General features: G+C 52.0%; 12 protein-coding genes and 1 pseudogene. 10 read left to right on the top strand and 3 right to left on the bottom strand.

All coding sequences use genetic code 11. From position 1 onward, the window contains the following. Positions 1 to 25 precede the first annotated feature (25 nt). The gene (locus EB241_RS08355; RefSeq protein WP_124232731.1) at positions 26 to 436 is read right to left on the bottom strand and encodes a hypothetical protein; all 411 of its coding nucleotides are present in this window, start codon (positions 434 to 436) and stop codon (positions 26 to 28) included. Between the two features lie 175 nt (positions 437 to 611). On the opposite strand from EB241_RS08355, the gene rstA reads away from it, so the two are divergent. From rstA to EB241_RS08325, 7 genes and pseudogenes are all read left to right on the top strand, one after another. Then, positions 612 to 1,340, top strand: coding sequence for a two-component system response regulator RstA (rstA, locus tag EB241_RS08350; protein WP_124232730.1), 729 nt, complete (start codon positions 612 to 614; stop codon positions 1,338 to 1,340). Then, complete coding sequence (gene rstB / locus EB241_RS08345; RefSeq protein WP_124232729.1) at positions 1,337 to 2,638, top strand: two-component system sensor histidine kinase RstB; 1,302 nt, start codon at positions 1,337 to 1,339, stop codon at positions 2,636 to 2,638. The genes rstA and rstB overlap by 4 nt, the downstream gene beginning before the upstream one ends. Positions 2,639 to 2,666: 28 nt before the next feature. Then, positions 2,667 to 4,157 (top strand): carboxypeptidase M32, encoded by a 1,491-nt coding sequence (locus tag EB241_RS08340; protein WP_124232728.1) that lies wholly within the window; start codon positions 2,667 to 2,669, stop codon positions 4,155 to 4,157. A gap of 198 nt (positions 4,158 to 4,355) precedes the next feature. Then, positions 4,356 to 4,682 carry an acid resistance repetitive basic protein Asr gene (gene asr / locus EB241_RS08335; RefSeq protein WP_124232727.1) on the top strand — a complete coding sequence of 109 codons (327 nt, stop codon included), beginning with the start codon at positions 4,356 to 4,358 and terminating at the stop codon, positions 4,680 to 4,682. An 82-nt stretch (positions 4,683 to 4,764) separates the two neighbouring features. After that, positions 4,765 to 4,848, top strand: a complete 84-nt coding sequence (ydgU, locus tag EB241_RS22045) for a small membrane protein YdgU (protein ID WP_456073066.1) — start codon at positions 4,765 to 4,767, stop codon at positions 4,846 to 4,848. A gap of 112 nt (positions 4,849 to 4,960) precedes the next feature. Beyond that, entirely contained in the window at positions 4,961 to 5,779 is an 819-nt protein-coding gene (locus EB241_RS08330; protein ID WP_124232726.1) for a trypsin-like serine peptidase, read from the top strand. A 161-nt stretch (positions 5,780 to 5,940) separates the two neighbouring features. After that, positions 5,941 to 6,177: pseudogene (locus EB241_RS08325) on the top strand (transposase); the annotation flags it as partial. 630 nt (positions 6,178 to 6,807) lie between these two features. Here the strand turns inward: EB241_RS08325 and ahr are convergent. Beyond that, positions 6,808 to 7,824, bottom strand: a complete 1,017-nt coding sequence (ahr, locus tag EB241_RS08320) for an NADPH-dependent aldehyde reductase Ahr (protein ID WP_124232725.1) — start codon at positions 7,822 to 7,824, stop codon at positions 6,808 to 6,810. Positions 7,825 to 7,925: 101 nt separating this feature from the next. Further along, positions 7,926 to 9,242, bottom strand: a complete 1,317-nt coding sequence (locus EB241_RS08315; protein ID WP_124232724.1) for a methyl-accepting chemotaxis protein — start codon at positions 9,240 to 9,242, stop codon at positions 7,926 to 7,928. A gap of 403 nt (positions 9,243 to 9,645) precedes the next feature. Between EB241_RS08315 and EB241_RS08310 the strand changes: the two genes are divergently transcribed. From EB241_RS08310 to EB241_RS08300, 3 genes are read left to right on the top strand one after another with little or no spacing between them, the layout of a single operon-like run. Further along, entirely contained in the window at positions 9,646 to 11,028 is a 1,383-nt protein-coding gene (locus EB241_RS08310; protein WP_124232723.1) for an SrfA family protein, read from the top strand. A gap of 2 nt (positions 11,029 to 11,030) precedes the next feature. Beyond that, positions 11,031 to 14,012: a virulence factor SrfB gene (locus tag EB241_RS08305; RefSeq protein WP_124232722.1), complete on the top strand. Its 2,982-nt coding sequence runs from the start codon at positions 11,031 to 11,033 to the stop codon at positions 14,010 to 14,012. Continuing rightward, entirely contained in the window at positions 14,009 to 16,402 is a 2,394-nt protein-coding gene (locus tag EB241_RS08300; protein WP_124232721.1) for a virulence factor SrfC family protein, read from the top strand. The genes EB241_RS08305 and EB241_RS08300 overlap by 4 nt, the downstream gene beginning before the upstream one ends. Positions 16,403 to 16,700: the final 298 nt, after the last annotated feature.

Here is a 16,700-nt window from a genome sequence, read left to right as displayed (position 1 = left end):
GAAGTGATCAGTTTGTTGGATTGGATCAGTGAGGGGCGTACATGGCTACTGTCAGAATGTCATCATACTGACTGAGCTTAAGCGGATGTCCATATTCCTTGCGAATGACATCAAGTTGAAGGTCAGACAGCGCATAAGGTAACAGAATATCGAACCGGGTAATATGGTGTTGTTCAGCCAGGGTTATCAATCGCGCGATGTTTATTTCATCACTGACCTGGGTGGAGATGATCTGAAGCGCCAGTACTTTAAGTCTTTCCGACGTCGCGCCCGGCAGGTCTGGTGAGTTCCTGGTTACCATGCCGAAGATAGGCATTACACCATAAATTGCATCAACAAAGCTCCAGCGCTTTTTGCAGGAAGCAGAGAGAAAATCGGTATAATTCAGGCAGATATTTTCATTATTTACCGTTGAAGCCGGCTCTTTATCAGACACCTTCATCCTCTCCCACCTCGTTAGATATTGCCAGGCTAACCAGAATCAACCCACTGACTATAATGGCATATTTTACGTGTCTTATACTATATATCGAGAATTATTTAGCGCTGAATCATAGTAGTCTGTGTTAACAAATAGTAGTCTATCCTCTTCTCCGCAGATAAACAGCGCTATGAACAAAATTGTATTTGTTGAAGACGATCAGGATGTCGGTGAACTGATTGCGGCCTATCTGAGCCGTCATGATATCGACGTTATCGTAGAAAGCAGGGGTGACCGTGCCGAGGCAACCATAGCCGCAACCTGCCCGGACCTTGTGATCCTGGATATCATGTTGCCGGGAAAAGACGGAATGACCCTGTGCCGGGATCTGCGTGCCAGTAATGTCTGGTCCGGTCCGATTGTTTTGCTCACCTCTCTCGACAGTGATATGAACCATATTCTCTCGCTTGAAATGGGTGCCAATGACTACATCCTGAAAACCACGCCGCCGGCAGTTCTGCTGGCCCGCCTTCGTCTTCATTTGCGTCAGGCCGGCACACAAAATCAGAGTGAGGAAATCTCTCCGGCTATTTCTGGTCAGAAAACGCTGACCTTCGGCACCCTTACCGTGGACCCGGTCAATCGCCAGGTCATGCTCGGCCAGGAAATTATCGCCCTCTCCACTGCGGACTTTGATTTGCTGTGGGAACTTGCGACCCACGCTGGTTCGATTCTTAATCGCGATGCATTGCTGAAAACGCTGCGCGGTGTCAGCTATGACGGTATGGATCGCAGTATTGATGTGGCCGTCTCCCGATTACGTAAAAAACTGCTCGATAACGCAACCGAACCCTACCGCATTAAAACCATCCGAAATAAAGGCTATTTGTTCGCCCCACATGCGTGGGATGAGAAATGAAGAAATTATTTATTCAGTTTTACCTGATGTTGTTTGTCTGTTTTGTGGTAATGGCGATGCTGGTCGGGCTGGTCTATAAGTTCACCGCTGAACGAGCCGGACGCCAGTCGATGGATGACCTGATGAAAAGTTCGCTCTATCTGATGCGAAGCGAACTGCGAGAGATCCCGCCACGTGACTGGAATAAAACCATTGATAACCTTGAGCTGAATCTGTCTTTTAAACTCCACATAGAACCGATGAGCAAGTACCAGCTCGATCCGACCACGTTGCGTCGTCTGCGTGCCGGGGAAATCGTCGCGCTGGATGATGAATATACTTTTCTGCAACATATTCCCCGCAGCCATTACGTGCTGGCAGTGGGTCCCATTCCCTACCTGTTCTTTCTGCATGAGATGCGTATTTTTGATATTGCGTTGCTGGCGGTTATCGGTGTCTCACTGGCGCTGCCGGTGTTTATCTGGATGCGTCCGCACTGGAAAGACATGCTGCGGCTTGAGTCTGCTGCACAGCGGCTTGGCCAGGGACACCTTGATGAACGAATTCACTTCGACAATGCGTCAAGTCTGCTTCGTTTGGGCGTGGCTTTTAACCAGATGGCCGACAACATTAATACCCTGGTTGTCAGTAAAAAGCAGTTGATTGACGGCATCGCTCACGAACTGCGAACCCCGCTGGTACGACTGCGCTACCGCCTTGAGATGAGCGATAATCTTAGCGACGCTGAAGCTGTCGCCCTCAACCGCGATATTGGACAACTGGAATCCCTGATTGAGGAACTGTTGACTTATGCCCGCCTCGATCGGCCAAAAGTGGAACTGAACTTACAGTCGCTTGACCTCGCCGGATGGCTGGTTGAACGGCTGGACGATATCCGCTCTGTTTACACTGAATTTGAGATTGAGCTGGACACCCCACAACGCCACAACATCGGCGTAGCCGACCCCCGGCTAATGGAGCGTGTGCTTGATAACCTTGTGAACAATGCTTTGCGCTATGCCGGCCAACGGCTTCGCGTTGGTTTATGGTTTGACGGCAACCTCGCCTGTCTTCAGGTTGAGGACGACGGCCCCGGGATCCCCCTTGCAGAACGTGAGCGGGTATTTGAGCCATTCGTGCGTCTTGATCCCAGCCGTGACCGTGCCACCGGCGGCTGTGGGCTTGGCTTGGCGATTGTGCACTCCGTTGCTCAGGCATTTGGCGGTCAGGTGCTGATTGATACCAGTCCGCTGGGGGGAGCCAGCGTTCGCTTTTGCTGGCCAGTTAATTTACCCTTAAATCCGCCACGCGTGGTCTGAATACTCTCTGTTAATGTTAAGGATTACCATGTCATCTGCTTACACGAATCTGACCCAGGTTTTCACCCGACTTTCCAGATTTGATCATCTTGCGGCCATTACTGGCTGGGACATGATGACAATGATGCCCCCGGGAGGCAGCCAGGCACGTGGTGCCGCACTGGCTGAACTGAGCGTGTTAAAACACGAAATCCTTACCGGAAAAGATGTTGCACAATGGCTGAAAGAAGCAGAACAGCAAACGCTAAACGATGTTGAGCGTGCCAATCTGTCAGAAATGCAGCGAAGCTGGAAACAGGCGTCACTGTTACCTGCCTCGCTGGTGGAAGCCAGATCTGTCGCTGGCTCGCGTTGTGAACATGCCTGGCGGCAACAGCGCCCGGCCAATGACTGGCAGGGATTTTCTGCCAATCTGAAAGAAGTGGTCAGACTGAGCCGTCAGGAAGCAGAGATTCGATCGCAGGCACAGGGTTGCTCCCGTTACGATGCCTTGCTGGATCTTTATGAACCTGGGATGACCAGTGCCCGTCTGGATCAGATTTTTGGCGAGATTAAACAGTGGCTGCCTTCTCTGCTGGAGCGCATTGTTGACCGGCAGGCGAAAGAAAAGGTTGAGGTTGCCGCTGGGCCTTTTGCACTGGACTCACAGAAACAACTTGGCCTGGCAGTAATGAAGCTGCTGGATTTTGATTTTAACGCGGGCCGTCTGGATGTCAGCGCTCATCCATTCTGTGGTGGCGTGCCGGAAGATGTCCGTATCACCACCCGTTACAATGAGAATGAGTTTATCAGCGCTATGATGGGGGTGATCCACGAAACAGGTCACGCACGCTATGAACAGAATTTGCCGAAGCAGTGGGCGGGACAGCCTGTCGGTCTGGCCCGCTCGACCGCAGTCCATGAATCCCAGAGCCTGTTCTTTGAAAAACAGCTGGGGCGCAATACGGATTTTCTGACGCTGATGCTGCCTCACGTCAGGCAGTTATTTGGCGATCAACCTGCGCTGGAACAACACAATTTTATCGCCCTCAATCAACGGGTGAAACCCGGACTTATCCGCGTTGATGCAGATGAAGTCAGTTACCCCGCCCATGTCATTCTTCGCTATGAGATTGAAAAGGAACTGATTAGCGGTGAGATTGAGGTTGATGATATTCCCGGGTTGTGGCAGCAAAAAATGCAATCATTACTGGGCATTGATACCAGTGATAACTATCGTGATGGCTGTATGCAGGATATCCACTGGACAGATGGCTCGTTCGGGTACTTCCCCACCTATACGCTGGGCGCAATGTATGCGGCCCAGCTTTTTCATGCGGTGAATAAAGCACTGCCCGATGTCGGACAGATGTTGCGTCAGGGTAATTTGCAGCCCATATTTAACTGGCTTAAACAGAATATCTGGCAGCATGGCAGCCGTTTCAGTACCCGGCAGCTGATTGAAAATGCGACGGGAGAAGACCTTAACCCATTGTATTTCAAAAAACATTTAGAAAATCGCTATCTGAACGGTCGCTAATCCCTCAATGTTAACGTCCTGAGCATCAAGATAATGTTCAGGACGACATTTCCTGTTCCTCCCACTCCATCGCTGCGTTGTACAATCCGTTACACGCCGATACCAATCACTCACGGACACCGTTGCGGCCATCACATATAGTTACTTCACCGGCCCCGCAGTGGGCTGACATATGAAATAAACGTTGAGGGTTTTGCAATGAAAAAATTATTTGCTCTGGTTGTAGCCACTGCTATGGGTCTGTCTTCAGTTGCTTTCGCTGCTGAAACCACTTCTGCTCCAGCTGCTTCTGCGGCACCGGCTGCTTCTGCAACAACGGCTGCACCTGCTGCTGCTTCAACAACTGCAGCACCAGCTAAAGCGGCACCAGCTAAAAAGCATCACAAAAAAGTTGCTAAAAAAGCGGCTGCTCAGAAAGCACAGGCTGCTAAAAAGCACCACAAGAAAGTAGCGCAGAAAGCACAGGCTGCTAAAAAAGTTCACCATAAGAAAGTAGCTAAGAAAGCCGCTGCACCTAAAGCGTAATTAATGAAGTGGAAGGACTCTTCCATTCATACTGACAACGTAAACACCCGGTTATGCCGGGTGTTTCTTTCTGGAGTATCGGATGATGGTGCGTCGCTATTTATTCGAAATTATCCTGGGATTAATGATCGTTTGCGGTATTGTCGCTGCCAGCTTTTATCTTTAATCTGATGGATTATTAACATTCCAAATCAAGCTCCCTTTTTCCTGCTAAGCTACTATAGTTACTGCCACCGCTGGTTGCGGAATTTCTGATATTTCTCCATGCAGAGTGAGACATGCGCCTGACTGCTTTTTTTCTAATCGGCTGTATAGCCCTTCCGTTTCAACTCCATGCTGATGATAATGAAGGCCCCGACCCGGCTGAAGTCAAGACCCTTTTCTTTGGTAAGGACGATCGCAAGCCGATCACCGCGACCACTACGCAACCCTGGGAAGCTATTGGTCAACTCGAAACGACCAGCGGTAATCTCTGTACCGCCACGCTGATCTCACCGCATCTGGCGCTCACCGCCGGCCACTGTCTGTTTGCCCCGCCGGGTAAACTCGACAAAGCGGTGGCTTTGCGTTTTATTTCCAACGGACAGGGGGGATGGCGCTATGAGATCCATGATATTGAAAGCCGTGTCGATCCTGAGCTGGGTAAAAAACTTAAAGCGGATGGTGATGGTTGGATCGTACCGGCCTCTGCCGCTCCCTATGATTACGGGCTGATTATTTTGCGCAACCCGCCCTCAGGTATTGTTCCTCTGCCACTCTTCACCGGCGACCGCAACGCCCTGACCGTTGCCCTGAAAAATGCGGCAAGTAAAGTGACTCAGGCGGGCTATCCCCTTGACCATCTTGATACACTCTATTCGCACAGTGACTGTACCGTCACCGGCTGGGCACAGAAAGGCGTTCTTTCACACCAATGTGATACCCTGCCCGGCGACAGCGGCTCTCCCCTGTTGATGAAAGTGGATAATGCCTGGCAATTGATTGCAGTACAAAGCTCGGCACCTGCGGCAAAAGACCGTTATCTGGCTGATAACCGAGCGATTGCTGTTACCGCTTTTCGCGATAATCTGGAAGCCCTGTCGTCGGAAAGCAGGTAACAGCCTGGCTGAAATTCGGCAATAAAAGCCAGCGCGCGACCGATAAATATTGGGGCCGAAACACCAGGATGTACTGAATACGCTCGTTGAGACGGCTATTTTTATCTTCATAAAAAACTTCACTGGGTCGTAAATACAAACATGCCCGAATTACTGGGGATAAAGCCGTAGGCAGTGGGCAGAAGGCGGTGTATCAGACGGGCAAGCGCTGATGGCGTTAGTAGCGTTAGGATACCTTCGCGGGAGTCTGGGACGATAAGTACCCGCAAATCAGCAAAAGCTGGCGTGTGCACCGGGAAAACCTCAATACATTCTTCGGTTATCCGCCCGATATCCGCAAAGCCATCCACACCACAAATGCTCTCGATTCGCTAAACAGTGTGATCCGCGCCGCTATTAATTAAAGCAAGGTGTTCCCGTAGGACGACCCGGTTTGTAAGGTTATAAATATCATTTCGGCAGGTGATAATCTTGCAAAAAACACTTTTCGTCCTTTTTTGAGGAGATAAACGAGATGCAGGCAGGCACTTTTATAAATAGCTAGTGTGCAGTCTTTCATAATAATGTGATTGCGGCGTCCTGAATGGCTGTATCTGACGTTGACCTACAGCAGCTTCTGCCTGGCCGCGCATCAAAGGCCCTGTACCAGGTGCCGGGCAACGGTGATGGAATAATCCCTTTTCCTGCTCAAAAGTGGAGCACTATTCCTTCTGAGTACGGACGTGTGCTGGAAATGTTATCCACAGCATAGAATATACAGGCAATTAGTTTATTGCTTTTATTAAAATGTTTAATAAGCAGTCTGTAATTGATATCATCTTTTTTTATAAATATTAACCTGCCTTCATTGATAAAATAATTATTTTTTCATTCCAGGCTCATTAATTCCCCCCGTTTGCTGTAGAACGTACGACCCGGGCCGAAATAAAGAGACCGGGTTCGATATCGCGTTTATCTGCATATCTCGCTCTGTCAGTACACCCCTGCCTTTGTCTGGCCGGGGTGCCTGGTTAATCTACAGATCGCCTTCAGAAATCTGCTTTCAGCACCACACGATAACTGGCTTTACCTGCCCGGACGTGTTTCAGTGCATCATTGATTTCAGACATAGGAAAATATTCCACCTGCGGTGCAATATCCGCGCGGGATGCGAGTTTCAACAGGTTACGCAACTGACCCGGTGAACCGGTAGAAGAACCTGTTATCGCCTTGTCACCCATAATCAGGTCAAATGCAGATACCTGGAATGGCTTCATTACTGCGCCGACGGTGTGAAATTTACCGGCCGGTGCCAACGCATCAAAATAAGGTTTCCAGTCCAGATCCACCGCTACGGTGCTGAGGATTAGATCAAAGCGCCCTGCCTGTTTTTTCAGTGCTTTTGCATCGCGGCTGTTTACAACCTCATCGGCTCCCATCTCAAGAATGGACTGCTTTTTGTCTGGTGTGGAACTGAAAGCAACGACTTCTGCCCCCATCGCGTGCAGAATTTTAATCGCAATGTGGCCAAGTCCACCAATACCGATTACCCCGACGCGACTGGTTGCAGTGATGTTACTCATCAGCAGGGGTTTGAAGACGGTAATACCACCACACAGCAGCGGTCCCGCAGTGGCAGCATCCAGTTTTTCCGGCAGAGGTATCACCCACTGCCAGTCGGCACGTAATTTTTCAGCAAAGCCACCACCATTAAGGATGGTTGGAATACTGCCGTTTTTGCAGTTAACCTGTTCACCATTGATGCAAGGATCACAATGCTGACAACTTTTTGCCATCCAGCCAATGCCAACGCGTTGTCCAACCGATAATCCCTTGTTTTTTGCTGCGGCACCTAAGGCAGCAACACGGCCAATTACCTCGTGTCCGGCAATGACAGGATATCGGGAGATCCCCCACTCATTGTCAATCATTGATAAGTCTGAATGGCAGACGCCGCAATACTCGACTTCGACCTCAACCTCTTCTGCGGCCAGCTCTGCTGCGTCATATTCATACAGTTCAAGCGTCTGGCCGGGTTGCATCGCAGCGTAGCTTTTAATTTTCATCCTTTACCTCAGTGTTGGTTAGCAGTCACAGAGAGTGTAGCAAACACCCTCTGTGATGATTTAACCTGCCGAGGCATCAGTCTGATGATGGTGAAAAGCTGTCAGTCTGCCAGATGCTCGGTAACATGGCCGATAGCTTCCACTACCTGTACGGAGTTATTCTGTATATCCATAATGACGTTGCCTGCATCGCGCACCAGCGAAACCCCCTGATCGGCGCGGGCAAGATTGGCGGAAATATTTTTCTGCGCCTGGGCGGCCAGCTGCTGGTTATGCTTCACAACTTCTGAGATTTCCTGGCTGGCGGTGTTGATATTGGCTGCCAGGCTCCGCACTTCATTGGCCACCACGGCGAAACTTCGGCCATGAGTACCGGCGCGGGCCGCCTCCACGGCAGCATTCAGTGCCAGCAAATTGGTCTGGTTGGCAATTCTTTTTATGGTTTCCACAATGTTTCCGATCTGGGCAGACTGCGAACTCAGATCGTTAATACCGCCAGAAACGTTACGCAGCTCGGCGGCGATTTCATTCATTTTCGCCACGCTGTTTTCGATCACGTCAACGCCAATACGGGTATTCTGGCTGGTTTCGAGGGCTGCACTGTACGCGTGCTCGGCAGCCTCCCGTTCCTTCTGATTCTTAATCACCTGACCCGTCACATCAGTGGCAAATTTTACCACTTCATACAGATGACCGTCCTCATCAAACACCGGATTATAAGTTGCCCTGAGCCAGACAGTACGCCCACTGCTGTCAATGCGCTCGAACTGGCCTGATACAAAGTCACCGTGCCGCAGTTTTTGCCAGAAGTGGATATACTCGGCACTGTTGTGCATTTGAGGTGGACAAAACATCTGGTGATGTTGCCCCACTACCTGCTCAATCCGGTAGCCAGTGGTTTTCAGGAAGTTATCATTGGCACGTAACACCTGGCCATTAGGATTAAACACAATCACCGCCATGGAGCGCTCAATGGCGGTAGTCATCGCCTTCTTCTCCTGCGCATCAAGGGTTCGGGCTGTGATATCAGAAGCCAGCTTGACAATTTTAATCACCTTGCCCCGGTTGTTGCGTATCGGGACATAGTTGGCTTCAAACCAGATTTTCTCACCGCTTTTGGTCAGTCGTGAAAACTGATTACCAAAGCTCTCACCGTTAGCGAGCCTCTGCCAGAATCGTGCATACTCAGGCGAAACAGTCAGCTCTTTCGGGCAAAATATACGGTGGTGCTGCCCGACAATTTCATGCAGTTTATAACCCATTTTATGCAGGAACATTTCATTGGCATTGAGGATTTTACCCTCAGGGGTAAATTCGATAATCGCGACAGCCCCATTGATCGAGTTCTGTGTGGTGCGACAGAGTGTTTCAGACTTGAACAATTTACTCAGGAAACCTAACCGCTTTGAAATACGCATATCGTAACCTTTATGTCATGTTTTTATGCTGGCACATACGGGTTATCGGCAGGTGTTGAGAAAAAATTATGCTGTTTTTGGTGGCACAGGCCACCTTATCCGTTCAGCACAATGCGGTGCACGGTCAGGCCGCGAAAAAATCACCACTATTTCAGTTAGCGGAGGCTTTCAGACAGCCCGATGTTGACGGATTTTTTAGTTAAGGCCGCGATGCTGGCGCACGGTTGTTCACCAGTCTCACTGCTCTGTTGGCAGTATTAATGACTTTCAGTAATCCCATTGCGAAAGTAATCGCCTGTTTACCCTCTTAATTGTTCATTTGATTTAAGTCCGGTGGCCTAAAGTAAAGAAACATTTGCAGTAAGTATTTTTACCCTCATATCTGACAATAAGGTCATTTTGCGTGGCTAAACTATTTTTACGCAGCGGAAGTCTGGATGCGGTTTTGCCCCTTGGCGAAAACGGGCAGCCTGTTTACCTCTCAGCGCTGCAATTGCGTGAAACGTTGCGTCTGAGAAAACAGCAACAGATAGCTGACTGCCTTGCCATTCCCCAACCTAACGATGCCGGAAACCGCCTGGACTGGTATGCGCCCATTCAGGGTAAAGTGACCTCCTGGGCCGCTGCCAGTGACAGCGTTCGCAGCCAGGCTCTGAATCAACTTGCCGCCTGCCAGCAAATCGTGGCGGAGATGTGCCAGCGGGCGCAACAGTCTGAGAAAAGCAACCACAAATTGTTTGCTGCGTTGCTGGCAAAGAGTTTGCAATTTCCTGACCAGAACTTTGTCTATTTGGTTGGCGGCAGGCCAGTATTGACCTTCTGGGGCTTCGTCAGTCTGGATAAAAAATCTCAAAAGGACGCGCTGGATTGCCTGCGCATGGTGGAAGATGAACAGCCACCGTTGAACCTGTCTAAAATGGCCGCCGTACCGGCGCCTGCTGCCGCACCCGTGACAGAGATAACGCCTGAACCTGTAGTGGTGGAAAGCAAATCTGAGCCAGCGGTTATTGAAAGCAAACCGGACCCAGCGCCGACCACTGTTGTTGCACCCGTATCGCGTCCGCTACTGCGCTATGGCTGGATGCTACCGGCAGCAGCGTTGCTGGTCGCTTTCGGCGTGCAGATAAAGAGTTACCTTTCTGCTCCGGCGGAGGAGGCTTCAACGCCTGCAACACACACCGGCACATCGGCCGGGGTGCAAAACGGTAACAAGGCCGAAAACCGTCTCACCCAGGAATCTTCCGCAGCGCCGGTGGTTGTCGAAAAACCGGTCACACCGGCTGTATTCTGGAAAATGTCCTTGCCGGTTATGCCAGCAACGGTCACTGCTGTTCAGCCCCAGGACACGGTAAAAGCGGCTCCCGCCGCTGATGATGCAATCATCGCTGTCACTCCGCCAGGCAAAGACGATCTGTCATTGCCTTCTGACGCAGTGAAACTTGGCTCCACCCGCTTTCTGAACGGAAACTGGCGGGTAGTGATTGGTGGGAAAAACCCGCTGACCGGAAAGCCACCGAGTCTGCGCTATCAGCTCAAGAATGGCAAAGGCATCGCAAAGATGACTCAGGGTGACGGAATTACCTGTAAAGTGGATGTTTATGCCGGGTTGATGAAGTCCGGTAATCTGGTGATCAACAGTCGTACCAAAGCCAGGTGCAGTGACGGATCGCGTTATCAGATGCCCGACCTGACCTGTAAGCAAGGGGCTACAGGTGTTGCCGAATGTAGCGGTCAATACGATGCCAATACGGTATTACCGATGACGATGAAGCGCGAGAGTAAATGATTATGCTGGCGACAATCGCTGATATTAAACCGAATATGACTCTGGTTCAGAACAGTGGCATTCAGTTTCTTGACTTTGCACTGACGCCTGAGCTGGGTGCCGATCTGCCGGGAAAATTTGTCCGGCAGACCGCTAACGGTCCGCTTCTGCGACTTAATTTCAACGCCCTGAGTGGCAAATATATGCTGCCCGTGGCGGCTGGCAGTGCGCCGGAAGTGGTTAAACCTGAATTCAGTTTCCCACTCGAACAATCGCTTACCCTGCTCAACAACGTCTGGCTACCGTTGCCCTTCTTTCGCTTTAATCCTCCACGAAGTTTTATCGGCGGCCCGGACAACTGGGCGCGAGTGCAGGTCATTGCGCTTGATAAGCCCGATCAAAACGGTTACACCCACCGCATCTGCATGGCCTTTGAAACCCGTGTCTTGGCGGATGGTGACGATGAATCACTGGGGCTGAATGCCAGTGATGCACAATCCGGCGTCAGCTTCGCACTGGCGCATCGTAGTGACGAACTGGGCGAGTTTCTTGACCACACATGGATCGATGGCTGGCTGCGTGAGGTGTTCAGCGAACGTGCTGCAGACATTGAACAGCGTCCGCAGGTCAATATCCGCACTGCGCTGCGTGAGTTTGAGTATCAGGCGCACTATCTGAATATTTTGCATTTGCTGGGCCATCAGTTATCGCTGCCAGAACTCAAAATCAGTGCTGCGACACCATCCTCTCCGGCAATCCCGGTAGATTTGATTCTGGATGTCGGGAACTCTCACACCTGTGGCATCATGGCGGAGGACCACGTTGATGATCATCATGGCCTCAGACATACCTATGAGCTGCATCTGCGCAATCTGAGCGCCCCGGAACAGGTGTATAACGAGCTGTTCGAAAGCCGCGTTGAGTTCGCTCAGGCCAGCTTTGGTAAACAAAATTTCTCAATGGAAAGCGGTCGTGAGGATGCCTTTATCTGGCCTTCCATCACCCGCGTGGGCCGCGAAGCCAGCCAGCTGGCGGTGCAACGCCTGGGAACGGAGGGTGCGACAGGTATTTCCAGCCCGCGCCGCTATCTGTGGGATGAAGACAGCTATACGCCAGGATGGCGCTTCAGCCATACGCCAGGTAACGCGATGGATGAACCTGTCGCTACCGCACTGCCACTGACCAATCTGCTCAACGATGAAGGACAGCCGCTGTACCATCAGCCGTTGGACGAACGCCTTCCGGTATTCTCCGCTCACTACAGCCGCAGCTCGGTTATGAGCCTTATGCTCTGTGAACTGCTGGCCCAGGCGATGATGCAGATGAACAGTCCGGCACAACGGCAAAAAATGCTGCACAGCAGCGCCCCCCGACAGTTACGCAATATTATTCTGACGCTGCCGTCCGCCATGCCAAAGCCGGAGCGGGAGATTTTCCGCCGCCGGATGCATGAGGCTATCGCGCTGGTATGGAAAGCGATGGGCTGGCATCCGGCGGATGATGATTTCACCAGCGATAAAGACAAGGCCAAAAGCCTTATGCCGGTGCCGGATGTACAGATGGAATGGGACGAAGCCACCTGTGGACAAATGGTCTATCTGTATAACGAAACGCAGGTGAACTTTGGCGGGCGTGCGGAAGCCTTTTTTAGCAGTATGGCCCGGCCTGACCGCCCGCGCGCCGCCGATGAGTCGCCGGGAAAAACCTTGCGTATTGCCTCAATTGATATCGGTGGTGGCACCACCGACCTGGCGATCACCCAGTATCGGTTGGATGACGGGATCGGTAATAATGTCAAAATCATGCCACGACTGCTTTTCCGTGAAGGTTTCAAGCTGGCGGGGGATGATATTCTGCTGGATGTCATTCAACAATATGTTCTGCCCGCGTTACAGGCCGCTTTTAAGCAGGCGGGCATGGACAATCCTGAAGGCGTAATGGCCAGGTTGTTCGGTCACGAAGGACGCCTTGACGGGCAGTCCACGCTGCGTCAGCAAGCCACCCTGCAACTGTTTATTCCTCTTGGCCAGGCTATTCTTGAAGCCTATGAACGCTTTGATCCGCTGGATCTTAACGCTGAAGTGGAGGCTCGTTTTGCGGAACTGCTGCCTCAGCGTCCAACGCAGAAGCTGCTTGATTATATCAACCGCGAAATTCAGCGTGAGCTACCGGGTGACGCGGAGTCATTTGATATCCTGAATGTCCCGTTGATTGCCAGCCTGAGCAAGCTGCACGCCGGGTTTCTCTCACCGCAAATGAATATTACTCACAGCCTGCGCTCAATGTCGGAGGTGGTGGCAGTGTACGATTGTGATGTGCTGCTGCTGACCGGACGACCTTCACGTTTCCCTGGCGTTCAGGCGCTTTTTCGCCATTTACAACCTCTGCCGGTCAGCCGCATTTTGTCACTGGACGGATATCACACGAATGACTGGTATCCGTTCAACAAGCAGGGGCGTATTGAGAATCCGAAATCCACCGCCGCGGTGGGTGCTATGTTGTGCCTGCTGTCGCTGGATTTGCGTCTGGCTAACTTCTGGTTTAAAGCTGGCGATTTTCAGCCTTACTCCACCATTCGTTACCTGGGAATGCTGGATGGCAATGGTTCCCTGAGTAGCGACAATGTCTGGTACAGCGATATTGATCTTGATGATGAACAGTTCAGCCTTAATTCAGGCCAGCGTTTTCAGGTTCGGGGGGCGTTAACGCTGGGGTTCCGCCAACTTGATAATGACCGCTGGCCTGCCTCACCGCTGTATACCTTGTCGATTGCTGACCCGCAACTGGCCAGGCGCGTGGCCGGTGATAAAGTGCTGAAAATCAGCCTGACCGTTGACAAAACCCGCGCCGCCGGCGCGGAACGATTTGAAATTGCAGAGGCAAGCCTTGATGATGGTACGCAGGTTCCGCTGGAACATCTGCGGCTGAAGCTGAACACCTTAGCCAGCAGCGGATCAGGACTCACCCATTACTGGATTGACAGTGGGAGCGTATACAAGAAATGAAAGCGTTGACGCCTAAGCAGTTATCAGGACAGTTTGGCAAAAAACTGGCTACGCTGGCAAAGAGTATCAGCGGGGCGACCGACTGGCTGGAGAGCGCCCGTGAAAACGCACCCCGCCTTGATATGGAAGCCGATCGTCTGCATATCAGGCTGATGCGCCAGCGTAATAAAGTTGGCTATCTGACCGAGGCAGCGGCTAAAGAGTGTGCAATTGGGTTCTTTGGCCTTTCACAGGCGGGAAAGTCTTACCTGATTTCAGCACTGGCCGCCAGCGAAAAAGGCCGCATGGAGATTGCCCTCGGTGGTACAACGCTTGATTATCGCCAGCTTAATCCTCAGCAACAGACCGGCACGATGGTGCTTCGTATCAGCGGGCAGCAGGCACGCATTGATAATGAATGGCCCGTGCGGCTCACCTTACTCAGCGAAGGCGAACTGGTGGCGATTATTGCGGATATGTATGCCAGGCGTGATGATACCCCCTCCTTTTTGCTGGATGAACAGCAGATTACTGAACGACTGAAAGCAACGGCGATGTATCGCCAGAACCAGCCAACCGGTGGTATCAGCGACAATCAGGTTGTGGCACTGTGGGACAGGCTGGCTACCGTCAAACGCTGTTGTGATAAAGCGCTGGAAAGTCATTTCTGGCCGCAGGCCGTGGAGATGGCCCCGCTACTGGGTGTGGACGATCGCGCCCGTCTGTTTTCACTGCTCTGGGGCGAAGATCGTGCGTTGAGCAACCTTTACCGCCAGCTGGCTCATGTACTGCATCATGTCTCCGGGGCGGCGGTGGTGCTGGCTCCGCAGTCTACGCTGGAAGATCCTGCGCTCAGTGTGCTGAGCAGTCACAGTTTGCGCCACTTCAACACGGCCACCGACAGGGTTATTCAGGTGATACCGCAACAGAACAACCGCAGTCTTAAGCCCGTGAATCTGGCCCTGTCTGAACTGACGCTGCTCAGCCGGGAAGTTTTACTGCCGCTCTACAGCGCGCCGCGAGAAAGCCTGTTCGAGCAGGTTGACCTGCTTGATTATCCGGGGTTCGAAGAACCCGCCGCCTTACCGGATAATTCACAACACACTCTGGCGTTGCGTTTTCTGACCGCCAAGCGCCCTTTCCTGCTGACCCGCACTGCCGATCATTATGATGTCAGTCTGCTGATGGTGTGCAGCGCGTCCAGCCAGCGTGCTGATACGCGGGTGGTTGGACGCGCGCTGGAAAACTGGGTGAAAAAAAACCAGGGAGAAAACAGTCAAATCCGCCGCCAACGCAAGCCCGGATTGATCTGGGCACTGACGCCATATGACCAGCGCATCCTTCAGGGGCAAAACCACGATGCGGCAGTTCAGCGTTTTGTCGGCACGCCAGGCGATGCCTGGGGATCGATGCTGGCCATGGATGATAAAGGGGTCAAACGCATGGCTGGTTGGCTGACCAATGAAGTCCGACGTGAAACCAGGCTGGAGTTTCTTCAGGAACAGGCAAACGAAATCCGCCGGGAACTGGCAGATAACCTGCTGGGCCGCTGGTATCTTGCCTCAGAAAAAGAAGAACCGCAGGCACGTTTGCGCATCGCTGCGGCGCTGCTGAAAGCGTTGCAGGCGCGCACGGGTGTTCATGGTGAATTGCTGGAACGTCTGTTACCGGACAGAGAAACACTGCGGCATCTTTTTTTGCAACGCCGCTCACCGACCCTCTCCGTGCAGGGTACAGAACATGCACTGACCGAAGACGATCCATTTGGCATAGGCATCAGTATTGATCTGTTAAGCGATGAACCTGTTCCCGGCCTGTTAAACCCGGAAGAAAATCTCATCGAGGAAAAGCCCGGTGCGACGTTCCCCAGGCAGGTATATCACCACTGGGTCAACATGTTGCGCCAGTTGCCGGATCGCTCTGTGCTGCTTGAACTGCTCGGCGTCAGCAAACCTACGCTGGAGATGTTAACGGAGGAGTTGGTGACTGCCAGTATACGTCTGGATATTGAAAGCGCACTGGTCAAAATGCTGACCGATGATGCGGCTCCGGGTACGCCTGCGGAGATGATTGCCGACCGGCAGGTTACGCGTGCTCTCAGCGTACTGGGGGATTTTGTTGCCTGGCTTGGTTTTCAGAACCAGCCCGAAAGCCAGCGGCCAGAGAGTAAAATCAATCGTGGCCAGCCTATTTTCGCCAGGCCGGAAACACAAAGCGCCAGCCTGGGGCCTGGACAACGGCTGACCAAACTGGCACTGAAGCCAAATAACCACGCCGCGTGCTATATCTATGACTGGCTGGTTGGCCTGAACGACATGATTGTGCAGAATGCGGGCTATTCTGCGGCTGGAGAGATTGACGGTGAGCACCGTGAACGGCTGGCGGCGCTGCTGAGGCAGATTGGCCGGTAACATCAGCGGCTGTGACCTGCCCCTGAGGCACAGCCTGTTTTGCCTGCACGAGGGGGTGATGTCGATTCCGCATCAGGGCCTTTGTCAGGGCGGAGGTTAAGGCCTCTGTCTGGCAGATACATTACATCCGGTACATGCCTGCGGTGAAACCCCTGTGGGGTGGTGAAAAATGAATGATTACGCCTCTGCTGTAAACTGCCCGGCAAATATAAGCCCAGCGGTTATTAACCTTCATACAGCCTGGCAACAGATAACTCTTCACCTGAATTGACATCACCGGGTTATAAAAATCCTGTGA

The organism is Erwinia psidii, from assembly GCF_003846135.1.
GTDB classification, from domain to species: Bacteria; Pseudomonadota; Gammaproteobacteria; order Enterobacterales; family Enterobacteriaceae; genus Erwinia; species Erwinia psidii.
Note: the sequence above shows the minus strand (reverse complement) of the source record. Positions and strands in the feature narration are given on the sequence as shown.